This window comes from Paenibacillus sp. ClWae2A (genome assembly GCF_032452295.1).
GTDB lineage: Bacteria > Bacillota > Bacilli > Paenibacillales > Paenibacillaceae > Paenibacillus.
The window spans coordinates 1-25,544 of the sequence record NZ_JAULSQ010000002.1; the positions used below are offsets into that span (position 1 = coordinate 1).

Annotated in this window: 19 protein-coding genes; 3 read left to right on the forward strand and 16 right to left on the reverse strand. The window is 46.5% G+C overall.

What is annotated here, in order from left to right:
* Window positions 1–37: 37 nt before the first annotated feature.
* The 3 genes from QVE09_RS05910 to QVE09_RS05920 form a co-directional block, all read right to left on the reverse strand.
* Entirely contained in the window at window positions 38–976 is a 939-nt protein-coding gene (locus tag QVE09_RS05910; protein WP_315936104.1) for a tyrosine-type recombinase/integrase, read from the reverse strand.
* 158 nt (window positions 977–1,134) lie between these two features.
* The gene (locus tag QVE09_RS05915; protein WP_315936105.1) at window positions 1,135–2,286 is read right to left on the reverse strand and encodes an iron-containing alcohol dehydrogenase; all 1,152 of its coding nucleotides are present in this window, start codon (window positions 2,284–2,286) and stop codon (window positions 1,135–1,137) included.
* 245 nt (window positions 2,287–2,531) lie between these two features.
* Window positions 2,532–4,226 carry a M3 family oligoendopeptidase gene (locus QVE09_RS05920; protein WP_076217123.1) on the reverse strand — a complete coding sequence of 565 codons (1,695 nt, stop codon included), beginning with the start codon at window positions 4,224–4,226 and terminating at the stop codon, window positions 2,532–2,534.
* 601 nt (window positions 4,227–4,827) lie between these two features.
* On the opposite strand from QVE09_RS05920, the gene QVE09_RS05925 reads away from it, so the two are divergent.
* On the forward strand, window positions 4,828–5,583 hold the full coding sequence (locus tag QVE09_RS05925; RefSeq protein ID WP_315936106.1) for a hypothetical protein: 756 nt from the start codon (window positions 4,828–4,830) through the stop codon (window positions 5,581–5,583).
* Between the two features lie 118 nt (window positions 5,584–5,701).
* On the forward strand, window positions 5,702–5,914 hold the full coding sequence (locus QVE09_RS05930) for a cation:proton antiporter regulatory subunit (RefSeq protein ID WP_017688899.1): 213 nt from the start codon (window positions 5,702–5,704) through the stop codon (window positions 5,912–5,914).
* An 83-nt stretch (window positions 5,915–5,997) separates the two neighbouring features.
* On the opposite strand, the gene QVE09_RS05935 is transcribed toward QVE09_RS05930, so the two are convergent.
* Complete coding sequence (locus tag QVE09_RS05935; RefSeq protein ID WP_315936107.1) at window positions 5,998–8,745, reverse strand: PAS domain-containing hybrid sensor histidine kinase/response regulator; 2,748 nt, start codon at window positions 8,743–8,745, stop codon at window positions 5,998–6,000.
* 270 nt (window positions 8,746–9,015) lie between these two features.
* Here QVE09_RS05935 and QVE09_RS05940 point away from each other — a divergent pair, with 270 nt between their 5' ends.
* Window positions 9,016–9,840, forward strand: a complete 825-nt coding sequence (locus QVE09_RS05940) for a protein-glutamine gamma-glutamyltransferase (protein WP_315936108.1) — start codon at window positions 9,016–9,018, stop codon at window positions 9,838–9,840.
* Window positions 9,841–10,025: 185 nt separating this feature from the next.
* Here the strand turns inward: QVE09_RS05940 and infC are convergent, their stop codons facing one another.
* From infC to QVE09_RS06000, 12 genes are all read right to left on the reverse strand, one after another.
* Window positions 10,026–10,517 carry a translation initiation factor IF-3 gene (gene infC / locus QVE09_RS05945; RefSeq protein ID WP_315936109.1) on the reverse strand — a complete coding sequence of 164 codons (492 nt, stop codon included), beginning with the start codon at window positions 10,515–10,517 and terminating at the stop codon, window positions 10,026–10,028.
* Window positions 10,518–10,637: 120 nt separating this feature from the next.
* Window positions 10,638–11,570 carry a manganese-dependent inorganic pyrophosphatase gene (locus tag QVE09_RS05950; protein ID WP_017688903.1) on the reverse strand — a complete coding sequence of 311 codons (933 nt, stop codon included), beginning with the start codon at window positions 11,568–11,570 and terminating at the stop codon, window positions 10,638–10,640.
* A 166-nt stretch (window positions 11,571–11,736) separates the two neighbouring features.
* Entirely contained in the window at window positions 11,737–12,060 is a 324-nt protein-coding gene (locus QVE09_RS05955; RefSeq protein WP_315936110.1) for a (2Fe-2S) ferredoxin domain-containing protein, read from the reverse strand.
* Window positions 12,061–12,161: 101 nt separating this feature from the next.
* Window positions 12,162–12,914, reverse strand: coding sequence for a metallophosphoesterase family protein (locus QVE09_RS05960; RefSeq protein WP_315936111.1), 753 nt, complete (start codon window positions 12,912–12,914; stop codon window positions 12,162–12,164).
* A 99-nt stretch (window positions 12,915–13,013) separates the two neighbouring features.
* On the reverse strand, window positions 13,014–14,021 hold the full coding sequence (locus QVE09_RS05965; protein ID WP_315936112.1) for an LLM class flavin-dependent oxidoreductase: 1,008 nt from the start codon (window positions 14,019–14,021) through the stop codon (window positions 13,014–13,016).
* A 234-nt stretch (window positions 14,022–14,255) separates the two neighbouring features.
* Window positions 14,256–16,193, reverse strand: a complete 1,938-nt coding sequence (locus QVE09_RS05970; protein WP_315936113.1) for an LTA synthase family protein — start codon at window positions 16,191–16,193, stop codon at window positions 14,256–14,258.
* A gap of 115 nt (window positions 16,194–16,308) precedes the next feature.
* Entirely contained in the window at window positions 16,309–18,582 is a 2,274-nt protein-coding gene (locus tag QVE09_RS05975; protein WP_315936114.1) for a putative PEP-binding protein, read from the reverse strand.
* Between the two features lie 150 nt (window positions 18,583–18,732).
* Entirely contained in the window at window positions 18,733–19,890 is a 1,158-nt protein-coding gene (locus QVE09_RS05980; RefSeq protein WP_315936115.1) for an amidohydrolase family protein, read from the reverse strand.
* Window positions 19,871–21,172, reverse strand: a complete 1,302-nt coding sequence (locus tag QVE09_RS05985; RefSeq protein ID WP_315936116.1) for an amidohydrolase family protein — start codon at window positions 21,170–21,172, stop codon at window positions 19,871–19,873. Before QVE09_RS05985 ends, QVE09_RS05980 begins: the two co-directional genes overlap by 20 nt.
* Before the next feature lie 19 nt (window positions 21,173–21,191).
* Complete coding sequence (locus tag QVE09_RS05990; protein ID WP_315936117.1) at window positions 21,192–22,748, reverse strand: glutathione ABC transporter substrate-binding protein; 1,557 nt, start codon at window positions 22,746–22,748, stop codon at window positions 21,192–21,194.
* Window positions 22,749–22,798: 50 nt separating this feature from the next.
* A complete protein-coding gene (locus tag QVE09_RS05995) occupies window positions 22,799–24,088 on the reverse strand; it encodes an amidohydrolase (RefSeq protein WP_315936868.1) in 1,290 nt (429 codons plus the stop codon).
* A gap of 58 nt (window positions 24,089–24,146) precedes the next feature.
* Complete coding sequence (locus QVE09_RS06000; RefSeq protein ID WP_315936869.1) at window positions 24,147–25,418, reverse strand: amidohydrolase; 1,272 nt, start codon at window positions 25,416–25,418, stop codon at window positions 24,147–24,149.
* Window positions 25,419–25,544 lie beyond the last annotated feature (126 nt).

Consider the following 25,544-nt stretch of genomic DNA (forward strand, 5'->3'; position numbering starts at 1 on the left):
ACCTCCAAATAATTTATAGTTATTTGGAGGTTTTTCTCTACACTTTTAGATTATTTCTTGGATTGAACCTCGACAGCACATCCTTCTTCCGCTCAACAGACACCTCTGTATAAATTTGGGTTGTGCTAACGTTGGTATGCCCAAGAATTTCCTGAACTGATCGTAAATCTGCACCATTATTCAGCAGATGTGTAGCAAAGCTGTGTCTGAGATAATGCGGTGTTGATTTTTTGCTAACCTTAGATAAGTCCCTGTATTTAGAGTAAATATCCTCAATGGAGTAAATGGAGAGTCGATCACCGTATTTATTGAGGAACAAGGCATCAGATTGGGGATCGAAATGTTCGCGGGCATGCAACCATGTTTTAATTTTATGGATGACTTCGCTACTTGAAATGTAGAGCAATCGCTCCTTACGACCTTTTCCAAAAATCAACACGGTTTTCTCTTCGAGATCGATGTGCTCCATATCAATATTCACTAGTTCTCCAATACGAATTCCAATAACATAGAGCAGTTCAATAATAGCATCGTTGCGAAGGTTGATTCTTCTTCTAAAACTCGTGTGTAATTGTTTCATGTGCTCTTGAGGTGCATTTAATAACTTTTCTACCTCATTGACAGAGAGTGTCTTTGGAATACGTCTTGCCGTTTTGAATTTTTTTCCGAAACCAATAATTGGGGACTCGATTATATCACCGTTTTGAACCAAATAATTAAAAAATGCTTTGAAGCATATGTACTTTCTTTTAATGGTCGAGTCTTTAAGTGTGTGTTCACTGTTTAATTGTTCCAGATACATGCGTAAATTTTCTCTGGTTACATCGTGGATATGTTTAGTATCAAGCCATTCTACAAGTCTGTTGAGATCAGACAGATAGGCTTTAATGGATTTAAGGGATAGATTTCGCTCTACGCTTAAATAAGTCTCATATTGCTTAATATAGCTGTTTAGGTTACTTGTACTAAGTCTCATGATGCCTCCTGATGTCGATGTCATATGTTGCCAATGGCCCGACCTACATTATTACGCATTGAACTCCATTTGTGAAGATGCCCAAAGGCATATATACAATATCCGAGATTTGAAAAACAAAAAAGAGCCGGATTCCCTCCGACTCGATACGTTCGCACTTATATAATTTTGCGGAACAGCTCCATCACTTCATCCTTGGATGGTTGATAGGGATTGCCTGGTGCACATGCATCTTTCATCGCGTTATCCGCAAGCAGTTCCACATCGGGATCTTTTACACCCAGTTCAGACAGTTTCTCAGGGATCCCGACTTCCTTCGATAGCTGACGTATGGCCTCAATGACGTAATCGGAACACTCCTCATCACTTCTTCCCTTCACATCCATACCAATTGCCTTAGCAATATGACGGAATTTGCCGGGTACATGCTTGGCGTTCAACTCTTCCACATAGGGGAGTAACATTGCGTTACAGACACCATGCGGCAGATCATATACGCCCCCCAGTTGATGCGCCATTGCATGGACATAACCTAATCCTGCATTATTAAAAGCAATCCCGCCAAGGAAACACGCATACGTCATGTGTTCCCGCGCTTCCAGATCACTGCCGTCTCTCACGGCTCTTGGCAAATATTCAAAGATCAGTTCAACAGCTGCTGCAGCTGTCGCACTTGTCACTGTAAATCCACCCGGTGTAACCATCGCTTCTACGGCATGGGTCAACGCATCCATTCCTGTGGCCGCTGTGAGACTTGCAGGTTTGCTGAGCATCAGCTCCGGATCATTAACCGACAGGGAGACTAGACTATTGCGGTCCACCATCACCATCTTCACTTTACGTTCCTCATCTGTAATCACGTAGTTTATTGTCACCTCGCTCGATGTGCCAGCCGTTGTGTTAAAAGCCACGAGTGGCACGGACTTATGTTTCGATTGATGCAATCCTTCATATTCACGGATATGTCCACCATTGGTAGCTACAATGCCAATGCCTTTGGCAGCATCCTGAGGCGAACCTCCGCCTATCGATATAATGGCATCACAGCCATGATCCTGGAATACTCGAAGTCCGTCATGTACATTCTGACATGTTGGATTAGGCTGAACCTCATCATATACTACGTAGTCTAACCCTAATTTTCTTAGTATAGACAGTACCTGCTCTGCAACGCCTGAAGTAATCAATTGGCGATCACTTACAACCAGCGCCTTGCGGATACCCATCTGTTCAATCATCTGGCCTGCTTCCTGTAAACATCCTCTACCCATCAAGTTCACGGGCGGAACATAATATGCATGTGTTGCCATCTGAACCAGCCTCCTGTAACCCCTGATTTACTATCTCCATTGTAACTGAATCCGTTTTCAGATATAGTGAAATAAATCACAATGAATTCGATAAATGTTACACTTGAGGGTGATTTTTCCCCGTAATGAAAAAGACGCCCCAGACACCCGAAGGTCTCCAAGCCGTCTTACTTATCTATCTTAAAGCTTTATCCACTACTTATACCTACCGAAGGTACTTACACTAAAAGCATCCTTACGAAGGCTTACAGCGCCTTATCGTTCACGCCGTCAAGCCATGCCTCAATATCGCCAATCACGGAGGATACACAACCGTCTTCGAATGGAGAGTTCAATCCAGCCAGTTCAACCAATCCGGTGAAGGACAGGCTTCCTCCCGCTTTGCACAATGTCAGATAGTCGGCCCATGCGGACTTCATGTCCTCATTGCTGCGTTTCCAGAACTGGAATGCACAGATTTGTGCTAACGTATAGTCAATGTAATAGAATGGCGATGAGAAAATGTGGCCCTGCTTATGCCAGAAACCACCTTGCTCCAAATACGCATTATCTTTGTAATTGATGTGTGGCAAATAGGTCTTCTCAATGTTGCGCCAAGCCTGCTTACGCTCCGTTGGTGTTGCATCCGGGTTCGCATACACAAAATGCTGGAATTCATCCACAGCTACACCATACGGAATGAACAACAGACCGGAAGACAGGTGATCAAACTTGTACTTGTCCGTATCTTCCTTGAAGAACAACTGCATCCACGGCCATGTGAAGAACTCCATACTCATGGAATGAATCTCAGCCGATTCATATGTCGGCCAGTTGTACTCAGGCACTGCAAAATCACGGCTCTCATACACCTGGAAAGCATGACCTGCTTCATGTGTCAATACATCAATATCACCGGATGTACCGTTGAAATTGGAGAAGATAAACGGCACTTTGTAATCGTTCAGGAACGTACAATATCCGCCGCCCTGTTTACCTTTTTTGCTGACCAGATCCATAAGCTCGTTTTCGGTCATCATCTGGAAAAATGCATCCGTCTCTGGTGATAATTCAGCGTACATTTTTTTACCATTATCAATAATCCAGTCCGCGTCACCTTTAGGTGTCGGGTTACCCGTCTTGAAGCTGAAGCCCTGATCGTAATAATACAGTGTATCCACATCAATCCGGTTACGCTGGCGCTCTCTGAGCTTGGTCGCTACAGGTACAATATAATCACGAACTTGTGCCCGGAAGTTGGCTACCATCTCAGCGTTGTAATCTGTGCGGTTCATGCGATCATAGCCGAGTTCTACATAGCTTGGATAACCCAGTTTCTTCGCGATTTGTGTACGAACTTTAACCAGTTCATCGTAAATGCGATCGAATTCAGCTTCATGTTCAGCCATGAAAGTATATCTGGCTTCCGAAGCACGCTCCCTCATGGAGCGATCCGTGGACAGTTCAAATGGATGAAGCTGTGGCAATGTGCGCTCTTCACCTTCGAACGGAATTTTGGCGGATGCGATCAACTGATTGTATTCTGTGGAAAGTTTGTTCTCCTTCTGGAGTTCTTCAATAATTTCCGGGCTGAATGTTTTCAGTGAAAGATCCGCGAGCTGGAACAGCTGTGAACCCCATTTTTGTTCCAACTCATTGCGGAATTTCGAGTTAACCAGTGCACGGTAAAAATCCGTGATATATTCTTGCACAATGGGTGCATTCTCATCCAGAAATTCGTTCTCCGCTTTGTAAAACTCATCATTGGTATCAATGGAATGACGGATGTAGACCAATTGGGCTTGCGTCTCAAAATCACTGCGCAGCGCGTTAATCTGATCCATGAATCCGCTCTGTTCTTCAACCGTTGCCGCAGCTTCAAAACCGCTCAACAGCTCACGGAAAGATGTCTTGATATGTTCCAGATTCGGACGTGTATACGTATACTCACTAAATTTCATTTATGTACACCCTTTCCTGTTTGGCAGAATTTCGGGAGTATCCCGAGTTAAACTACCCCCTATTATACAAAAGAGCAGCTAAAAAATCCCATAATTACGAAAAATATTTGTCCAACGGTCAAATTGTACAACATGAATGGTTACATATATTACGTGCTTATGTAAGGTCAGTGCCTCACAATTTTCCCCACACAAATAAGCCCGCCTCGCGTTAGCGAAGCCAGCTTATAGGTTGTCTCTTCTTTTCACATGAAAAATACTAGCTTTGGTCTTTATCCATAATCTGATAGAACCAGCCCATTCCGACCATGCCCACGACCATAATAACGGCCATAATAATGATATATGTCATGAATGTAACCTCCCTGCTTCCGTATATTCATCACACTACTACTAGTGTACACGGTGAAACGCCGTTTGAATTGACCGAACATTGACAAAAATACGAAATCTTTAATTTTAATAAATGGATTATTTCCTCGATCACACTAAATCATACGTACCTCACTGCACGGTTCAAAGTTTCATCCGCCATGCTTACGGTGTATACTATACTTCTATGAAATGGAATTTGGATTTTTACGTAGAAAGGTTGAAAGACATGTCAACTCGTATCCCCTTACGTCAGTTATTTCTTACTGTTTTATTAGCCCTTATGTTATCTGTTTTAACCGCCTGTGCTGATGGAGAAGCCCATCTAACGGTAAATATGGATGGATCAACGGATCTGGATCTCAATCTCAACGTAAAGAACTCGGCTCTTGGAAAAATTGGACAAGACAATCTCATGCCTCTGATCGCAGATGCATTGAATCGAAATAACTTCCAGGCAGAGGTTTCGGAACAGGGAGATCAGAAGCAACTCACAGCGACCACCCATTATGAAAAAAGCAATACAACCAGCTTTGATACATCCAAGTTACCACAAGGGATCAAGGTTGAACAATCAACTACACCCGGCTTCTTCACTTCCAAGATGCACATTACAGCGGAAGCCGACCTCATGGAGTCCATGCCCGATGGTGAGATCAAAAATCAGATTAACAAGGTGCCTAGTTTTCTCAAGAACCTCTTGTTAAAAGATGTTAACTTTGACTTTAAGTTGTCTTTGCCCATCAAAGCAGCCGATTCCAATGCGGATCAGGTGGAGGATGGCGGGAAAACGCTCATTTGGCACGTTTCACCACTCCAGATGAATAAACTGGATCTGACTGTACAGGTTCCCAATATTCGGAACATCATCATAATTGCAGTCATTGGTCTATTATTAATCGTTGCTCTGCTCATTTGGTTTTTTGTTCGTCGCAGACGGGCCAGACAGCGCCATAGTGCAAGATCACATCGCGGAAAAAATTAATTCCTTCACACCAATTTTATTTGTGACTTGCCAAACGGTGTTATGGATAGTAGAATACATCCGTACTGTGTGAACGGTTAATTTTTTATTAAGCAAAGCTAAAGAGGTGACAGGTTTCATGAATATCCGCGAATGCCCACTACCTGGTATCGGAGTTAAGTACCAGTTTGATACAAAGGGCGGCCATCAGTTAGTCATTATTGTGCATGAGGACGGACGCCGTGAATTATTCTCCGTTGATCCACAAGACAACGAAGAACTCACTCTGATTGCAGATTTGGAAGATGACGAATGCGTAACCCTCTCCGGTTTAATCGGAGGCTGGTCCTGATTCTTGATGTCAGGTGCCAACTAATTTGAGTAAATGACAGAATAACCTGTACCTTGAATATCAAGGCGCAGGTTATTTTTCTGTTACGTTACCCTTTGAGAGCGGATATATGGAACCCATGTATTCAGTACGCGGCTAATCTCCGTGGAATGAAACGGTTTGCTGATAAAGTCCTGCATCCCGCATTTCAGACACTCCTCACGGTCACCAGCGCCTGCAAAAGCTGTAATCGCTGCAATAACCGGTATTTCTGGGTGGGTCTGTCTGATTCGGCAGGTCGCTTCAATCCCATCCATAACTGGCATTTGAATATCCATAAACACCAGGTCATATTGAACCTTGTTCAATGAATCGACGGCCTGTGCACCATTCTCAACGATATCACACACTCCGCCAAACTTGCGCAGCATCTCCTCCAACAGATGACTGTTGACCGCTTGATCCTCAGCAATCAAAATTTTGATGTCATGGGCAAGACTAGCTCGATCCAATTGCAGGTCATCATTCGCGGTGATTTCGATCAGGTCATTACTTTCCTCTAACCACCGTTCAACCACGAGGGTGAACTGGAATTCTGCCCCTTCACCGATCTCACTCTGTACACCAATCGCTCCGCCCATTAACTCCACCAGTTTCTTGCTGATCGCAAGCCCTAGACCTGTCCCGCCAAACTTGCGATTGATGGCCGGATCAAGCTGTGAGAAGGATTGGAACAACTGATGCTGCTTTTCTATTGGAATGCCGATCCCCGTATCTCTCACCTTAAAGGTCAACATCAGGTTATCCTGACCATGCTCATCTGAGTAATCAGCACCTACGCTCACCATAATACGGCCCCGCTCTGTGAATTTAACGGCGTTACCCACGAGATTAATCAAAATCTGCCGGATTCGTGTCTCATCCCCTCGAATGCGTTCAGGAATCTGATCCGATACTTCACAATAAAGTTCAATATTTTTCTCTGATGCCTTCAGGGCAAACAGCTCCATCACCCCACCCAGCATCGCCTTAATATCTACAGGTGCGCGCTCAATATCCATTTTGCCTGCTTCGATTTTGCTGAAATCCAAAATTTCGTTCAAAATGTACAAAAGGGATTCGCCGCTATCAATCATGATTTCCGCAAAACCTTTCTGTTCATCATCCAGCTCGGTTTCCATTAACAGATGGGCCATGCCCATGATACCGTTCAATGGCGTACGAAGCTCATGACTCATGATGGCGAGAAACTCGGACTTTGCCCGGTCTGCATGCTCTGCTGCTTCCTTGGCACGTATGATGTCTTTAACAGATGTCATATCACGGAAGACCAGAACTGCCCCGCGGGTTCTACCCTGATCCATAATCGGCTTCAATTGGAACTCCGCCAGGAAACTGGACCCATCCTGTCTCCAGAATACGGATTCGGTACGCGGCAGACCTCGTCCCTCACGAACAGCCTGTAGAATTGGTGTATCCTTGGATGGGTAGGGGATGCCTTCGCTCTGCATTTGGATCATCATCTGCTCTAATGGTTTGCCATTCATTTCACTTGGACAGAAGTTCATGATCTCCGCAGCGGCCGGATTGGCAAAGTTCAGATTCCCATCCAGGTCCAGTCCAATAACCCCCTCAGACATGCCATTCAAAATCAATGCCCGTTCATAACTGAGATTCTCGATTTCCTCGACGTAACGTTTGGACTCTGTAATGTCACTGGTAATCCCATATACCCCAACAACTTTGTCCTCAAGTATAATAGGAACATTAATCACATTTGTTTCAATTCGCTGCCCATTTTTGTGAATTAAACCTATCTCGTAGCTCTGTGCAGTACCCTTCACCGTTTCCTCAAAATGATAGCGAGTCTTCTCCAGATCCACAGGATCAATGAGGTGATCAAAAGGTCGACTCAGCAGTTCCTCCTTGGTGTGTCCTGTCAACTGTTCTTGACCCATATTGGCTTTCAGCAGATTGCCTTCCAGATCAAGAGAAGCCACACCTAGGGGATTACAGTCAAATAACGATCTGTACTCCTGCATGCTTAACTGTTGTTGCTGGCTGGCTGTGATATCCCGGGTTACAGCGACGAGTTCTATCAGTTCACCTGCACTGTCATACACATAATGTGTAATGGTATCTGCCCACACCGTAGATCCATCCTTATGCAAAAGACGATAACTGATCCGTTTGGGAGCCAGACCCTTCCTCTGCTCTTCCACGTACGCTTCAACCAAAGGTACATCCTCCGGATAGATAACGAATGTTCCCGGCTTACCTATAACTTCTTCCAACTCATAGCCCAACATGCTCTTACAAGCATTCGATACATATTTAAATGTACGACTCGAATCGGCATCATGTATTGCAATCAGATCTAATGAAGACTCCGCCAGCAGGCGAGAGATGCGACTGCTCTCTTCCAATTGCTTACGTTGTACAATGAGGATTTCCTCTGCATCTTTTTGTTTCGTAATATCAGCAGCTTGTACTAGCAGATACAAAGGCTCACCATTTGTTTCATCCCTAACAATGCAAGCTCTAATGGTTGCCCATAATAACGAACCATCCTTTCGTTTCAGACGAACCTCCGTCTCGTACATCGGACTTGTTTCATGGGTCATTTCCCAGAACTTGCTGCGGAATTCCTCCATGTGCAGATCTTCTTCGTAGATCATATGTATGACCGAAGTATCGATCAGTTCATCTTCACTGTATGCAAGCATCTCGCAAAATGCAGGATTAAGCTGCAACCATCGTCCATTTACATGCGATGCGACAGCAATGCCAATTGGAGCGTGCGTATACAATTGTTCGAACAGAGATCGGCTCTCTGTAATGGATTTCGACATCACATGTCCTCCTTTATGAGATTCTGAATGTATTTCGTATGAATAGATCCACCTGAACATAACTTCATCTATAGAGTACTACCCCAAATGCCATGATTGATAAACGAGGTCAGACAAAAGTCCACATGAATCGACATCTTTAATTATCGATATGAACGACTTTCTTTAAAATATACCAATTCGAACACATCACGTCATATACTACACAATACCCGTGCTCTCCTGATTATACAATGTTGAATATTCGAATAGGAACGGAGGTTATGGATTATGATCATTGTCGCGAATCAACCCGCCCTGCTGAACCGCTCGGAATGGTCTGATTTTGAATGGTATTGGTTACAACAACTCCAGAATCGTCCAACGAGGTATGTGTACCAGTCCATGGATCATCTTCGATTTGAATGGGACTTGAGGGGCTCTCTCGTGGATGCCGCGGAAGGACTCGATCGAAGCGGTGTGAGCTTTGCATCCTTTGAAAAATCCAGATGTAATCCTGCTTACTGGAATCGTAATGCGGAAGGTGGGTTTGAGCTAAGATCAAACGTGACCCCCGCCGACGGCATCCGGGATATCTGGAGGAATGGACACTTATATGCCTTTGAATGTGCAACAGCTACCGTTATTGTGCTGTACGGTGGCGTCCTGGGAAGCATTCGCGAAGATGCCTTTAATTCCCTGTTTCGAAATCTGTTACTCTTTGATTGGCATTATGACGGTGACCTGCGATTGACCGAAAAAAACGGTAGTGAGACCGCCCTACCAGGGGATGTACTGTATTTCAAAAATCCGGATGTTTCTCCCGAAACCCCCGAATGGCAGGGAGAGAATACAATCATGCTGCGCGAGAACTGGTATTATGGTCATGGCATTGGTATTGCAAGCGGCGAAGAAATTATACGTACCCTGAATCAGTTCCGCGTTCCAGGTAGCCGGGTCTCCGCCTACTTAATGGATATGGTTATCTATCCGGACTTCTTTTATTTATCCCGATTCGCCAAAAACAGCCAGAATAATATTGCCGCTGGTTCCACGCCTGTATTACCCGGACAGTTATATGTACGACTTGGTTGTAGCCGTTATTTACGCAGCTGAACTACTGGAACGGAAACGGCTTTTGCATTAAATTGCACGATACCTCAAACCAAGTGACGACAAACAAGCCCAATACAGCAGCAGTTCGACTGCCACCTCATTGGGCTTTCTTCACATCCATGGGATCATTATTGTATCGACATTCGCCTTACCTTTGTGCTACATCGAGGATCACTCCTGACAGTTTACGCATTCGGGTCCAGTTGTACCACAACCTGTTTACCACTTACCTGAACACCCGTGGTTTTGCTACCGAATTCAGCCAGCGATTTACTGAGTTGCTCTGCCCACTCCTTGCCTGCAACTCCTTCTTTGGCTCCATGCACCTGAATGACGAGTTTTACCGAATCACCCTTCTTCAGAATGCGTTCCGCTTGAGATTGCTTCGTATCCCGGTCATGATCCTCCATCGCAAGGTTCAATCGAATTTCCTTTACTTTCCGTTTATCGGGGGATTTACTCGCTTTTTTCTTCGCCTGCTGGGCTTCCACTTTGGCCGCTCCAGCTCCAATCAGCTTGCATGGCGGTGGACTCGTCATCAAGGACAAGCACACCAGATCTACTTTATGCTGCTTCGCAAGTAGAAGTGCTTCCTGCGTGGACATGACCCCCAGATCTTCACCATTCAGGCCGGTCAGCCGCACTTCGGCTGCTTTAATCTTTTCGTTTTTGATCATGATTCTTCCTCCTCTACATCAAAAGCCTGTCCTGACCATTTACGGATCAGAGCAGGCTAGGATGGTGTTGCTACTTATTTGTAATACATATCAGCGTACAAATACGCCAATCGGCTTGATTTACAACGTGTTGAATGCTTCCGTCAGAACCGGTACAATTTGTGATTTGCGTGATACTACGCCTTTCAAAATAGCTCTGCTATCAGACAGCGTCACATTGTAGGCTTTCTCCACAGCTTTAGTGGATGTACCATATGCCAGAGCTACGGAATCGTTGTTCAAAATGTCTGTTACGACAAATACAAACAGGTCGAGACCTTTGCTGGAAATGATCGCATCAATAGCTGCTTCAAGCTCAGGTTGTTTCACGAGAACATCATTCACGTCAACAGCATTAACCTGTGCAATTTCCACTTTGGATTGACCCATTACGAATTCTTTTGCATCCAGGGAGATTAGTTCAGCAATTGTTTTTTGGCTCAGATCCGCACCGGCTTTCAGCATGTCCAGACCATAGCTGTCTGCATCTACACCAGCAATGGCAGCCAGTTCACGCGCAGCGGCTACGTCCTGCTCTGTGCAAGTCGGGGATTTGAACAACAGGGAATCGGAGATAATAGCAGACAGCATCAGGCCAGCAATCGGTGCACTCACTTCGATGCCATTTTCTTTGTACATTTTATTCAAAATAGTTGCTGTACAACCTACAGGCTCTGCACGGAAATACAGAGGTCCGCTTGTCTCAAAGTTAGCAATACGGTGATGGTCGATAACTTCAACAACAGTTACTTCCTCAATATCGCTTACACTTTGCTGACGCTCGTTGTGGTCAACCAGAATAACTTTGTTTACTTCATTTGCAGCTGTTTTAATCAGACGTGGTGCTGCAATTTTGAATTGATCCAGTGCAAACTGGGTTTCACCATTGACTTCGCCGAGACGAACAGCTTCAACGTCTTGACCCAATTTTGTTTTCAGATCCGCATAGGCGATTGCCGAACAGATCGTATCCGTATCGGGATTTTTGTGACCGAAGATTAACGCTTTTTCCATATTCATAGCCCTCCGTCAATTCTGATTTAGAATAATACATGTCATATTTTAATCATACCCTACTGATTATAGCGCTAATAAGGCTTAATTCCAATCCCTTTACAGCGAATTAATTGCAAATCATTCTCAGGTAAGTCACTTTGAAAAAAACATACTCTCTGTAATTCTAATTCACAGAGGTCTTGGCCACATTAGCAATCAGGTGTTTCTCCAATTTCTCCCCTTCACACAAGGCCTGTACCAGCGCTCTGCCTGAATCCGGTGTCATTTGGCCATACCAGTCACCTTGTGGATACACAATCGTTACGCACGCATCGTCACACCGACCATTACATTTGGTACGTGTTGTATGGATGAATCCTCCCGCCTGCTGCTTAACAATCTCGTCCCGTACCGCCTGAGTTACTTCTTCCCCATCGTTACGCATGCATGTTCCACCATTACAGAGTAAAATGTGATGTTGCAGTTGATCCAGATTATAGATAGCCAAACTTGGTTCATTCCCCTCAAGTCGATATGATATGTATCGTGTTTATTCCATTGTACAACCTTATAAATTAGCATACGAAACTCTGATACGCAACGAAAACATTAAATCTCAGGCTCTTCCGCGCTCTGCCCTTGCCGTACAAAAAAGGTCTGTAGACTGCCGTCCTCGCTAATCTCCAGCAGGTTCAATTGTGCTCCGTAAGCACAACCACCGTCAATGCCAATTTTGTCTCCGCTCGGGTCAAACCAAATGCCTGTCTCATCATGCAAATGCTTCACGGGGGTGTGTCCAAATACGACCGTCTCTCTAATCGTCGTTGGTCTGGAATAGAATGATTCACGAATCCAAATAAAGTCCCGCTCGGACTGGCTTCTCCAATCCTCGATATCCGGGTTGATCCCGGCATGCACAAAAATATAACCTGGAATCTCATGCACCAGCGGAAGCTGATCCAGAAAACGAAGATGGTGTTCATAGTGTGTACGTATCCACTTTTTGGCTTCAGCATAAGCTTCCCAATCTATCTGCTGCTCATCATAAGTAAGCTCCAGATCCAGATAACTTGCCATCGTCTGTAGTCCGCCATTACGAATCCAGTGTTGATCATATTGCTCAACATCCTGAGTAAGCGCCTTCACCATCATGGCATCGTGATTGCCTTTGATCACCATAATATGGTGCTGTTGTTGAAGCTGCATAATCTGTTCGATGACCTGTTTGCTGCTTGGACCTCGATCCACATAATCACCGAGTAAAATCAATTCATCCTGCTGCGGATTATAATCTGCAAGCTTAAGCAGTGCATTAAATTCATCGTAACAGCCATGAATATCACTAATGACACATCTGCGCATGTGAATCTCTCCTCTCCCTGATCACGCAAGAGTATAACCGGAATCTTGCATGAGCAAGATTCCAGTCTGTTCAGAGTAGTTATTCCCGCTTGCTCACCATTAGTCCTGCTTGAGTCCAAAGGCTTCTGCAATCAAGCCGAATGAGCGCAGACGTGCTTCAAACGAATGGACCGCTGATGCGATAATGACTTCATCCGCTTCATGACGTTCAGCCATAGCGGTAATTTTGTCTCTCACCTGATCCGGTGTACCCACAATGGAAAAAGAACGGCGCTGGCGGATCTGTTCCATCTCCATCGCTGTGAATGGATAGTTGTTCACCGTTTCCAGGGATGGGAAGGAACTTTGTTCAAGACCTCGTCCAAGACGCAGGAAGAAAAGTTCATTGCTGCGCGCCAGTTCAGCCGCTTCTTCCTCTGTCTCCGCGCAGAATGCCGAGACAGCAATCATGGAATGTGGTTTGTCATTCAGGATGGACGGCTTGAAATGTCTGCGGTAATGCTTCATCGCTTCTTCGCCGCCTGGTGTTCCGAAGAATTGGGCAAACGCATATGATGTCCCTTGCGCTGCAGCAATTCTCGCACCTTCGGAGCTGGAACCCAGCAGCCATACTTCAGGAACCGTTGGAACCGATGGTCCGGCAACCAGAGATGCAAACCGATGATCCTCGGGCAATTGCTCATGGAAGTATCCGCCCAGATCCGCAATCTGCTGAGGGAAGAATTGTACATTCGATGATTTGCCTTCGTTCAACGCTCTGCTGGCAATCGGCATTCCGCCTGGTGCTCTGCCAATCCCAAGGTCAATCCGCCCCGGATGCAAAGCTTCCAGCAGACGGAAATTCTCTGCAACCTTATAGGCACTATAATGAGGCAACATGACGCCACCGGAACCTATGCGAATTCGATCCGTATGTGCAGCCACATGTGCAATCATAACTTCAGGACTGGAGAAAGACAGCGCACCACTGCCATGATGCTCCGACATCCAGAAACGGGAGTACCCCAATTGATCGGCATGTTGTGCGAGTTTGACCGTTTCCTGCAACGTATCTTGTACACTCCGTCCTTCATTGATATGTCCATGTTCGAGTACACTCAGTTTCATATATATTCAATCCTCTCGTCTGTTGCTTCATGATTTCTGTGAATATGAGTTATGCGAATATTACACGCTATTACTCACTACATTCTTACTCATTTCATTGTAACATTAATTATTACAGTTTCAAACTTTAGTTATCCTCTTTATTACCACACTTGTGCAAGAAACATGCAAAAAAAACGCCACCAGTTAATGAACTGGTGACGTTTTGATCTAACCTCTTGCAGAAAAATTGATTTATGGGGCACGTTTCGGTAACAACTTCACATACTCGTCAGACAGTTTCATCAGGCTGAGCACATGTTCATAGTCGGCACGATAGGGTTCCAAATCTGTTACCGGTTCATATGTTTTGAGAGAGTAGGCTGTTCCATCGTCAAACCCTGCACCCGGAATAAACATGATGTCATTGTTGACAAATGAACCCGTCGGCAAGTAATACCGGATACCGAAGGCATTATGATCCATGTTGAGCAGATCATGCCCGAAGGCCGTGAACTTCTCATCCTGGAGCGAAACGCCCATCAGATTCATGATTGTTGGTAACATATCCAGCTGACCGCCTGGCTGCTCAATGACTTGCCCTTTGGTCTGTTTGGGCGTGTGGATCATTAACGGAATGTTGAATCGACTAACTTTACCGTCATAAGGAACGCCCAGATTAGCCTGAATCTGCTGTGTAATCTCTTCGTCAGCAGGCAGACCAAAGTGGTCTCCGTAGAGCACTAAGGTTGTGTTATCCCATAATCCATTCGCCTTCAACTCATTAATGAGTTGACCAATGGCATAGTCCGTATAGTTGATCGCTTGCAGATAATCGTGAAGCAGTTTGTTCGTGATGGTTGCAGGAATCGTGATTCGTGCACGATCAGCTGGGATCGTAAACGGCGAGTGGCTGGATGCCGTAATGAACTGAGCATAGAATGGCTGATTTGCTGCCTGATGCGCAGTCATTTTTTCCACACCTACACGGTACAACTCTTCATCCGATGGTCCAAAGTCATTGAATCTGTCATTATTGAAGCTGGGCTTGTCGAAGTAACGAGTGAATCCGAGTGCCGGATACATCTTGTTCCGGTTCCAGAAGGTGACGTCATTGACGTGGTACGTCTCGGACTCATATCCCTCTTTGCCCAGTAACTTCGGAAGACTCGGCAGTTCACGGTCACTATACCCTGCCGACATGGGAACAACGCCGGTTGGATAGATAGACGTGTTCGACATGAACTCAGCGTCTGATGTGTTTCCCTGTCCGATCTGTTGGAAGAAATGAGAGAAATAATAGCTTTCTTTCGCCAGATCATTCAGTACCGGCGTTAACTCCTGACCGTCTAGTGAAGCATTAATCGGGAAATTCTGAAAGGACTCCAGTTGCAGTACAATCAGGTTGCTGCCTTTGGCCTGACCAAAATATTTGGCTTTCACGGCTGTACCGTCACTTGGTTTATCCTGATACGGATACTGGCTAACCAGCTCATTGATCTTGGCGATCGTTTCATTAATGTTGCCATTCGCAATGGCCTCATTTTCTTTGCTCGTCAGAATGGCAGACGATACCTGATAGTTCAGGAAACCGAGATTCTCGGCGCGAACCAGCTCGTTATCAATCGTTTCCCCTTTGACAATAAAACTGCCTGACAGCACGATGCAGAATGCAGCAGTAAGCGCAACGCCGAGCTTGCCCCAGTAACGCCTGCGAATTCTGCCAAACGTCAAACCGCTATCGCGGTAACTGCTGTGGTTACGCCCGCCAGCACGTCTGCGCATAATCAACCATATTGGCAATGCCAGTACGATGTCTGCAAAAAACAGAAAGTGCTCCGGTCGTACTAGCGGTCCGATACTTCCCCTCACTTGGGCAACTTGCCCCAGCTCACTTAGCGCGGTATAGGTAGGTACCGAACTGAAATGAACGTTATACAGCGTAGCCGCGAACAGCACCAGAGAAAACAGAATATTGAATCCCCCGTATACTGCTCGCTTCCAGCTTTTGGGCACAATCAGATCCAGCAGGCATACCAACGTTAATGCACCTAATGCGTCAGTTAACAGACCGATGCCAGACAGACCCTGGAAAAAGAAATACCGCAACAATGACAGCTTCAGCAGCATAAGAATGAATAACACGGCGAATAAGGTCCGTGATGAAGTTCGTTCATTTTTGGAATTATACATGGTCGCTTTCAACCCTTACCCTGAAATTTTACGTTCCTTTTACAAAACGCATATTTCAGTATAACAGTTTTCTGGTTGCTATTCCATGGAAGTTCCGTGTAGGACGGGGTGAGCGTTACGCAATTGTAGATATATCCGTGTTCTGCGTGTCCGCTCCCTCTCTCTGTCCCTTAATAGCTGCTTGTGCAGCAGCAATTCGTGCATAAGGGATCTGTTCAGGGAAACAGCTTACGTAATCCAGACCAATGCGGTGGCAGAACGTAATCGACTCCAGATCCACAACATTTTCTCCACAGATCCCTGTCTTCAGATGAGGTTTTCGAATTCGACCTTGGACTACCGCCATCTCAATCAGTTGTCCGACTCCCTCAATGTCCAGCACATGAAATGGATTATTGGTTATCGTACGAGAGTCCGTATCCAGTTGAATGAATCGCTTCTCGGATTCATGGCGACTATATCCAAACGTCATCTCTGTCAGCTCATCCGTGCCAAACGAGAAAAAGTCAGCCTGGCGAGCAATGTGAGTCGCCGTCAGCGCCGCTCTCGGAGCTTCGATCATCGCCCCAACTCTATACAGACAATGCCGCTTCTCCTCACCAAGCACTTGGTCAGCCACATGATCCACCAGATCTCTCATCACCTGAAGTTCATGCACATGGCCGATCTGCGGGATCATAATCTCGGGACGTACCCACCAGCCTTGCCGGATGCCTTTCACCGCTGCGCGGAAAATCGCTTCAAGCTGCATATCAACGATCTCCGGGAACACCGTACTCAGACGACAAGCCTGTTGCCCCAATGTCGGATTATGTTCATGCAATTCACTGACTCTGCGAATTACGCGCTCGAGTTCCTCCAGTTCAATCTGATGGTCTTCATGCTCCTGCCACTCCTCTGCTTGTAACCACTCACGTCGTTTCTCCAACACTCCCAGATCCGGTAACAGTTCATGCAACGGCGAATCGAGCAAACGTATCGTTACCGGATATCCATCCATCGCTTCGAATATCTGTTCAAAATCAGACTGTTGCATCGGCAACAGACGCTCCAAACCACGCCTGCGTTCGGATTCACTGTCTGCTAAGATCATTTTTTGTACAAAAGGAAGCCTTGAAGCAGACATGAGCATCTGTTCTGTACGGCACAATCCAATCCCTTCCGAACCAAGTGCCCTAGCTGTAATCGCTTCTTGTGGATGATCTATATTGGACAGTATCGTCAGTTCCTTTATTTCATCCGCCCATTCGAGCAGAAGCTGTAGTTCCGGTGAACATCTTGAGAACCCGTTCAACATCTCCGTCAAATGACACGGCTCGATACGTAATAGCGCATCCGCTTTGGAGATTACTCCTTCATGCACAAAATCAATAGTACTCTGCAAGGCGGCCTTAGCACTCAAGCACGCTGGACTGACATGCAGAAGATACAGCTCCCCTGAATCGATAATGAATTGGATTTTTTGAACTTCTCCCATATCATTCTCCAGATAACTGCAAGCATCCAACAGAAGACCATATAATCCAGGTTCTTCTCTCCGTAACTGGCCCAGTCCTTCATCCTGAGTTTGGGAAAGAGCAGATGCAATGTACTCGCCTGTCATGCCTCTTTCCCCCGTAGCCGGATGACGGGAATATACCGTGCCGCTGCCGCTGCGTTCACCTTGCTCACCATTGACCATCACCTGAATAAGAGCCGCAGCTCCTTGATGATCTCCTGAGCGTGGAGTGGTTTGGAGACCAGGTTCTTGTTGTGAGTTGAGTCGAGATGCACGTTGTGTATGAGAAACCGCACGAATCGCTTCTTTTAATTGTAATTGGACGTCTTGAGGGAATGGATGAAGCCCTATATCTTCTATTAATTGCTTATATTCTGCGATGGCGAATTCCAGTTTCGCTTCATCGAGGATCGAAAGGTCACCCAACTTCTCTTCGAATAGGGTGTACGGGATGCCATGTACTAGCTGACCATAATCCTGTAATAAAATTCGATAACAATTAAGCGCATACTGTCGATCATTAGTTTGCTTGGCGAGCCCCTCAACCGTCACATCATTCAGTCCCACATGAAGCAAAGCAGGGGATTTCGTATCATGGGAACTCGCTTTACTTGACCTCACGGCAAGCAGCAGCGGTGCTAAAGAATCACCGAAGAATGTTCCTGTTTGACCTTCCAAGTGCCGAACTGCGCTGCCAATCTTTTGAACTTCTTCTGTGGAAAGATGTCCAAGACGGGTACAGAACGCGCGACAGCCTTCCCTTGTTACAATGAACCCGGCCGGAACGGGCCAACCTGCCTGAAGCAACGCTGCAAGTCCAGCCCCTTTACTACCCATCAGCCTTTTCATCTCTGCCGTACCTTCTTCCAACAGAACTACCCGTTTCGTCATTACAGCGCTCCCATCTGCCATTACATGGCTATGCTTCAAAGGCAACCCAACCATTCGAATTACCCTTTAGTTAATGGTATGTTGCAATGAGGCAGTCAAGGACATTTGCTTCAGCAATTTGTGTTGGGAATGTAAAACGTATTTTCTATCTCAACGTATACGTTTGCCCTTTTTGAATACCGCCGCGCGCGCGGGTACAGAAGCTAGAGCGTGCTGGGCGTTTAATGCCCGAACTAACATAAAGTCAGCCGGATCACCAACGCTTGGGGTTAACTTGCCATTACTCACCCACGTATAGGTGCCCAGCAACCTGTCATCACTGACCCAATTTTCACGTTCAGCCATTCGGGAAGCTCGCTGCAACATGTCCCCGTTGCCGAATGGAGACCAGGCATCACGGATGTTATCGGAGCCAAGCATGAAGTTAACACCTGTTTTGAGGATTTGGCTTCCTCGCGGCATTGGACGATCTATAGGTACACTAGATACAAGTGATACTCCGGCTTGTTTTAACACATCAAGGGTAGGCTGTACGTCCAATTCCGTTTGCTCCCCCAAGCAATAGGCATGGCTAACCGCTGTTCGATGCTGAAGTCCTGCCTCCATTGTCAGTTCAGCAAATCGCCGTAAGGTGGCTAAACCGGTTTCACCTCCATCATGAAGATGAAGATCTATCCCCTTATCTGCAGTTGTAGCGATATCAAACATCATCTGTAAACTGCGTTCCATATCCCCATCCAGACCTGCCGGGTCGACACCACCAACCAGATCGGCACCCAGTGCCAGAGCCTCCTTCACGATCTGTTCAGATGATGAACGAATGAGCCCTTGCTGTGGAAATGCTACAATCTCAATGTCCATGTAATCACAAAGCTCTTCTCGTACGCGTAGTATGGCCTCCAGATTTCGGAGCCCCACCTCAGGATCCACATCAACATGTGTACGAATGCGCGTTGTACCGTAATCAATCATTTGTTCCGCAAGAACTTTCGCCCGTTCTCCTACTGTTTGAGTCAATCCACCCAGCAGCTTTTTTTCATATGCAAGATGTGATTCCAGTGTCTGAAACGGCTCTAGGGGTATCCAGCGTTCACCGATATGATGTTTATCCAGATGGCAATGCATGTCTGCAAGTGTGGGAAGGTACACAAGCCCGGCAGCGTTCCATGATTCGGAAGCGCTCTGGCGAGCATGTATGATTTGATCCTGATCCGTGGATTCTGCTATGACCTGTGTAATCTTCCCCTCTTCAATAACCAACGTGTGTGTTCCCGTAGGCAAAAGTACATTATCGATAACTAATTTCATGACATTCTCCATCCTCCACTTTCGTAGTCAGAAGGCGACCATTCTTCCATACTCCAACAGGTCGCGGTCGTTCAATAATCAGTTCACGCCTTGACTGCACTGGAAATATGACCAGATCGGCCTGTGCTCCAGCTCGAAGACCGTAATTGTCTATTCCCAGCGCCCGTGCTGCACCAAGTGTTGCCATCTCCACCAAAGTATCGGCATCCGCTTCACTGCCCATGTAGGCCGCATGGGCAAGCAACCAAGCGATATCAAACGGATTGCCATTACCAAAAGGTGTAAAGGCATTTTGAATATTGTTAGCGCCGTAAATCACGTTGACCCCTTCGTCCCGCAACAAACTAACCGGCGTTATGCCTCTGCGGGTGTTATCGTTATCCGATCGGCCATTCAGGTACAGATCTGTTGCTGGAAGTGTCATGAGATGGATATCCGCTTGTGCAATCTTTCTGGCGCATAACTTCACCTTTTCCCGAGGCATAGCCGCAAGCGATGTTACATGGCCAGCCGAAACTCTGCCCTGGAACCCATAATCCAAGGTCTTATTCGCAATGTGAAGTATAGCTTCATCTTCAGGATTTAATGAGAAATCAGCATGGAAATCAAGGGGGCGATTGTACCGCGCAGCCAGTTCAAACGCAAAATTCAGGTGGTCATCCAGTTTAGGATCAACATAAGTGATTCCACCAATTACGTCGGCTCCCACCCTGACTGCCTCTTCCATAAGATCTGCGGTACCTGGGGCACTAAAAATTCCTTCTTGCGGAAAGACCACAATCTGGATCCCCATCATGTCCTCCATTTTTTCTTTCACAGTCAACGCACTGTTCATCGCCCGTAGTCCCAGCATGGGGTCCACTTCAACATGACAACGGAGTCTGGTTACGCCGTAACTGGACAGTTTTCGGATGACTTCTATAGATCTTTTGATCATATCGGACTCCGTGAACCCTGCCTTAAGCGCAGCTGTCATCGAGATCGCTTCCTGCAATGAGTCAGCATCACCAGGCATGCGATCAAGCAAAAGCGCCTTTTCCAGATGGATGTGTGGTTCAATTAATCCTGGCAGGACGAGACCACCCTTAGCATCAAATATACATCCATACTGCCCATGATTTTCTTCAAGTTCTCCATGGATCATACCTGTCATGTCACTTATGGATGAACCCCCACCGTCCGAAGACGGCAGGATCTGCTCAATGGTTGTACCATGCAATACGATATTATGAAGTCCATAACTCCCGGGAATCCGGCAATTATGAATGAGTTGGCGGATCATGTTGACCACTCCTCAGTCCTTATTTCAGAAAGCTTGCGCTATTGATCTCAACAAAACCGGATGGACTAATCCATACCCCATCCACATCTTTGGAGAGGGCTGCCAAATTCTCGCCATTACGGAATGGTAGAATTGGAACATCGTTCAGCTCAAGTTGGATGGCTTTTTCATAAATGGCTGTGCGTTTATCCGGGTCGGTTTCTTTCCGGGCATCTTCAATGAATTGATCCACTTCCGGATTATTATAGAAGGAATGATTGCCAGGAACTCCTTTGGAGGTGCTGTGAAACAGGTTGAACTGATTATAATCCGCATCGCCTGTTGCATTCCCCCATCCACTCAGGAACATTTCGGTTTCCCCTTTTGCTGCTGCATCAATGTAAGCTCCAAACTCCAGCACTTTCACCTCAAGGTTAATTCCAATACCTTTCAACTGAGACTGTAATACTTCCGCTACGTTCACCCTTGTTTTGTTATCACTGGTATATAGCGTGGCCGAGAACCCCTCTGGATACCCAGCCTCAGCAAGCAAGGACTTCGCTTTGTTCAGATCATAACTGTATCCCTTCACATTGGAACTGTATCCGATCATCGTTGTTCCGAGTGTGGAGTCCGTTACCTTGCCAATATTGTTGTACACGCCGCTGACGATAGATTCCTTGTCCACCGCATATGCTACAGCCTGACGAACCAACGGGTTGTTAAATGGCTCTTTGCTTGTATTAAACCCTATATGGTCCGTAGAAAAAGCCTCGTAACGCCCCAGTTTCATGGTTGAAGAAGCTTCAATCCGTGCAATCTCCGTGGAGGGAACCTGTTCTGCTACCTGAGCCTCTCCTGTCTCAACCATCGCCAAGCGGGTCGTATCTTCCGGGACGGTTTTAAACTCCACTTTATCGATGTTTGGTTTGTCACCCCAATAATTTTCATTTTTAGCAAGTACAATTTTGTCTCCTGGTGTCCATGATTCAAATACAAATGGTCCTGTTCCGACAGGTTCCTTCACCATATCTGTTCCCGCCGATTCTATGGAAGCCGGGCTGAGTATATTTCCTTCCGCACTGGCAAGCAGCGACATGATTGGAGCGTAAGGATAATTCAGGATGAACTGAATCGTATGCTCGTCCACCGCCTTCACTTCCTTGATCATGGAGAACATGCCTGCTTTGGGTGTAGTTGGAATACGTTCAAACGTTTTCTGCACAGCCTCTGCATTAAAAGGTGTCCCATCATGGAAAGACACTCCCTCACGCAATTTGAACTCCCATGTTGTATCATTCCGTTGCGTCCATTCCGTAGCCAGCAATGGTTGGTACTTGCTGTTCTTGTCCATTAAGACAAGCCCTTCTGTTATTTTATGATGGTATACCGCCATCGAATTAATCTGGGAACTGTACTGAGGGTCCAGATTATTGGCATCACTCTGTCTCGCTATGACCAGTGTACCGCCCGATTGGCGTTCTCCCGGAGAGACCGCTTCACCACCTGCAGTAGATGTTCCTCCCGATGAACAGGCACTGATTACAAGTGTCATGGACAATGCCAGCATGCTTCCGACAAACCCTCTTTTTTTCATAATAATCTCCTTCTTCCGTTATGAATTGAATGATGTTATATGTCTGAATGTTACCCGTTAACAAGATTCCCCTGATATATGAATGCACCTCGCGTTGAACGCCTTGCGATCGCTTCAGCCGAGCAGGAAGCCTGCACAAGAACCGCTGTCGCTGGATCACCAATGAGAGGCCATTGAACATTACCCTGTTCATCTAACGGGGTGATTCCCCCTGTAATATATCCCAGCGTCTCGGCTAATCCCCGTTCTGAACTCCATCGCTCACGCTCAGCCAACCGTCCAGCTCGTTCCAATATGTCACCACGGCCAAAAGGTCCCCAGTGATCCGTGATGGTATCTTCACCCAATTCAACTCGAACTCCGTATTTCTTCAGAAGAGAGTAAGGCATCCAGCGGTTAAGCGGTACAGTCGATGTTATCGAGATATCCAGTTCCGCAAACCGTTCGGCCAGTTGCACCTGCATCGCTTCTGTAACGTCTGCAAAACCCAGTGCATGGCTCACATTCACTCGCCCCTGCCAACCGGCCTGCTCCGTCATCGCTGCAAGACGATTCATCGTAAATGTGCCCAAATGACCCGGATCATGAATGTGAATATCCACTCCTGCATTGGCCTCCACCGCCAGGTCCATGATGGTAAAGAGTGATTTTTCAATATCATTATCCACCGTTGCCGGGTCAACCCCACCTACCCAGCGTGCACCGCGTCGCAGTGCCTCTTTCATTTCTGCAACAACGCCACTGCGTAGAAGACCATGTTGTGGAAACGCCACGATCTCACATGTGAGACTCTGGCTAAACTGAGCCGCAGCTGACACGGTTGCTTCAAGGTTGGCAAGCCCAATTTGAGGATCAATATTGCAGTGGGTTTGCACATGCGTAACTCCGCTGGATTGAAGAAGAGACAATACTTTTACAGCCCTCTCCTGCGCATGCGGCAATTGCCGTGGCAATAGTTCACGCTCCTCTGCAATTCTTTTGAAAATTCCTTCAGGTGGCGTCGGCGCGATCCAAGGTCCACCGTAATACGTTTTATCAATGTGAATATGCATTTCGCGGAACCCAGGTAAAAGCAGCATCCCTCCAGCATCCCGATCCGAGCTTGGCATGGCCAACTCCGCTTCTCCTTCATTCATCAATTCTGTAGTAACCGTTAACGAATCAAAAATATTACGATCTTCCGTTTTAACGATTCGCATGATTTTCCCATGTTCGATCCATAGATCAAACAATTCACTTATGGTCCCGGTTATATGATCATTCTCATAACGATACCCTTGTTCCAGACGGACATTGCGTAACCAATACGGTGTATGCTGATGCTGTAAAATGCTCCTCATCCCCTTTTTCGTCAAATGATCTGAATCCAATGAACATCCGTAGGTTTGTCCAAAGGGCTTACTCATGCACCTTTCGGTGTCCCTTCTGATCATCCCAGATGAGATGTCCTTTGGAGAAAACCGCTTTTCTTGGTGCTCTGCGGGCTACAGCTTCCGCTGCACAACTCGCATCCACCAATACCAAATCTGCCAAATCGCCCGGAACAGGCCACACTCGTTCACCTTGAGCATCCAGTGTTTCTCTGCCTCCCGTGATCAGTCTCAGCGACCGGGCTAACGAACGCTCATCAATCCAGGCAAACCGTTCTGCGAGTCTTGTAGCACGTTCCAGAATGTCTCCGTTTCCGAAGGGTTGCCACGTATCATAAATGTTGTCACACCCTGCTTCCACGTTCACTCCATGCTCCCACAGCAGTGGCACAGGTGGCAGTGTTCGGCCATGAGGCGCACTGGTTATGATGGTTATTCCCGCCTCTGCCAACAGATCTGCTGTAGATCGCGCTTCTGCCTCACTGACTTCGCCAAGTGCAAATGCATGACTGATCGATACGTTGCCCTGCAGTCCTGCCTCCACAGTTAATCTTGCCAATCTCTTCATTGTATAGGTGCCCAAATAATCCGGATCATGGAGATGCAGGTCAATACCTGCACTCGCTTCAACTGCAAGCTCCACCATCAGTTGCAAACTTGCCTCCAGATCTGTGTCCATTGTTGCAGGATCAACCCCGCCGACCAGATGAGCCCCTTGCTGAAGCGCTTCACGAACCAATGCCTTGCTGCCCGAACGCAATAAACCATGCTGTGGGAACGCCACGACCTCATGTGTAATCTGATGACGATAAGAATGGAACAAGTTCAGAACGGGTTCCATTTGTTTGGTTCCTGCTTCAGGATACACATCGATATGGGTCCGTATATGGGTGGAACCCGCTTCAATCAGACGTTGAAGCAGAAGTTCAGCCCTTTGCAGCGGCGGTGTAACAAGCTGTGGAAGAACCCGTTTCTCGATTTCACATCTACCCGCCACCCCGCTGGCGGGTATAACCGCTTGCCACGGTTCTCCCAGCAACGTTTTGTCCAGATGAACATGCTTCTCGGTGAATGAAGGTAACAACAACATTCCTCTGCCATCGTACGCGGGCTCCGCCAGAATCTGTTCTCCGTCCATGTTGACCGAATTCATCCTGTCAGCCGCAATGACTTGCACAATCACCCCTTCTCTAATCTGTACATGACTAAGTTCTGTTTCCGTACCCCGTACATCATCCCCGTCAAAGACATAGCGGCGTTCAATCTGAACATTAAGCAGCCAGTAGTCTGTTGAATTCATGTTATCCAATTCGCATCTCCCCCTTCTTAGCTTCTTTTTTTGGAGTTGGAGGCTATCAAACCTGCCTTGAATTTCATTCTAGCGATTAATTGTCATGTTTATTTACATGATCTTTACTTAAATTTT

What these genes read in the sequence shown, in the direction of transcription:
- QVE09_RS05910 (WP_315936104.1), bottom strand. Translation starts at nt 976, where the DNA reads ATGAGACTTAGTACAAGTAACCTAAACAGCTATATTAAGCAATATGAG.
- QVE09_RS05915 (WP_315936105.1), bottom strand. Translation starts at nt 2,286, where the DNA reads ATGGCAACACATGCATATTATGTTCCGCCCGTGAACTTGATGGGTAGA.
- QVE09_RS05920 (WP_076217123.1), bottom strand. Translation starts at nt 4,226, where the DNA reads ATGAAATTTAGTGAGTATACGTATACACGTCCGAATCTGGAACATATC.
- QVE09_RS05925 (WP_315936106.1), top strand. Translation starts at nt 4,828, where the DNA reads ATGTCAACTCGTATCCCCTTACGTCAGTTATTTCTTACTGTTTTATTA.
- QVE09_RS05930 (WP_017688899.1), top strand. Translation starts at nt 5,702, where the DNA reads ATGAATATCCGCGAATGCCCACTACCTGGTATCGGAGTTAAGTACCAG.
- QVE09_RS05935 (WP_315936107.1), bottom strand. Translation starts at nt 8,745, where the DNA reads ATGTCGAAATCCATTACAGAGAGCCGATCTCTGTTCGAACAATTGTAT.
- QVE09_RS05940 (WP_315936108.1), top strand. Translation starts at nt 9,016, where the DNA reads ATGATCATTGTCGCGAATCAACCCGCCCTGCTGAACCGCTCGGAATGG.
- infC (WP_315936109.1), bottom strand. Translation starts at nt 10,517, where the DNA reads ATGATCAAAAACGAAAAGATTAAAGCAGCCGAAGTGCGGCTGACCGGC.
- QVE09_RS05950 (WP_017688903.1), bottom strand. Translation starts at nt 11,570, where the DNA reads ATGGAAAAAGCGTTAATCTTCGGTCACAAAAATCCCGATACGGATACG.
- QVE09_RS05960 (WP_315936111.1), bottom strand. Translation starts at nt 12,914, where the DNA reads ATGCGCAGATGTGTCATTAGTGATATTCATGGCTGTTACGATGAATTT.
- QVE09_RS05965 (WP_315936112.1), bottom strand. Translation starts at nt 14,021, where the DNA reads ATGAAACTGAGTGTACTCGAACATGGACATATCAATGAAGGACGGAGT.
- QVE09_RS05970 (WP_315936113.1), bottom strand. Translation starts at nt 16,193, where the DNA reads ATGTATAATTCCAAAAATGAACGAACTTCATCACGGACCTTATTCGCC.
- QVE09_RS05975 (WP_315936114.1), bottom strand. Translation starts at nt 18,582, where the DNA reads ATGACGAAACGGGTAGTTCTGTTGGAAGAAGGTACGGCAGAGATGAAA.
- QVE09_RS05980 (WP_315936115.1), bottom strand. Translation starts at nt 19,890, where the DNA reads ATGAAATTAGTTATCGATAATGTACTTTTGCCTACGGGAACACACACG.
- QVE09_RS05985 (WP_315936116.1), bottom strand. Translation starts at nt 21,172, where the DNA reads ATGATCCGCCAACTCATTCATAATTGCCGGATTCCCGGGAGTTATGGA.
- QVE09_RS05990 (WP_315936117.1), bottom strand. Translation starts at nt 22,748, where the DNA reads ATGAAAAAAAGAGGGTTTGTCGGAAGCATGCTGGCATTGTCCATGACA.
- QVE09_RS05995 (WP_315936868.1), bottom strand. Translation starts at nt 24,088, where the DNA reads ATGAGGAGCATTTTACAGCATCAGCATACACCGTATTGGTTACGCAAT.
- QVE09_RS06000 (WP_315936869.1), bottom strand. Translation starts at nt 25,418, where the DNA reads ATGAATTCAACAGACTACTGGCTGCTTAATGTTCAGATTGAACGCCGC.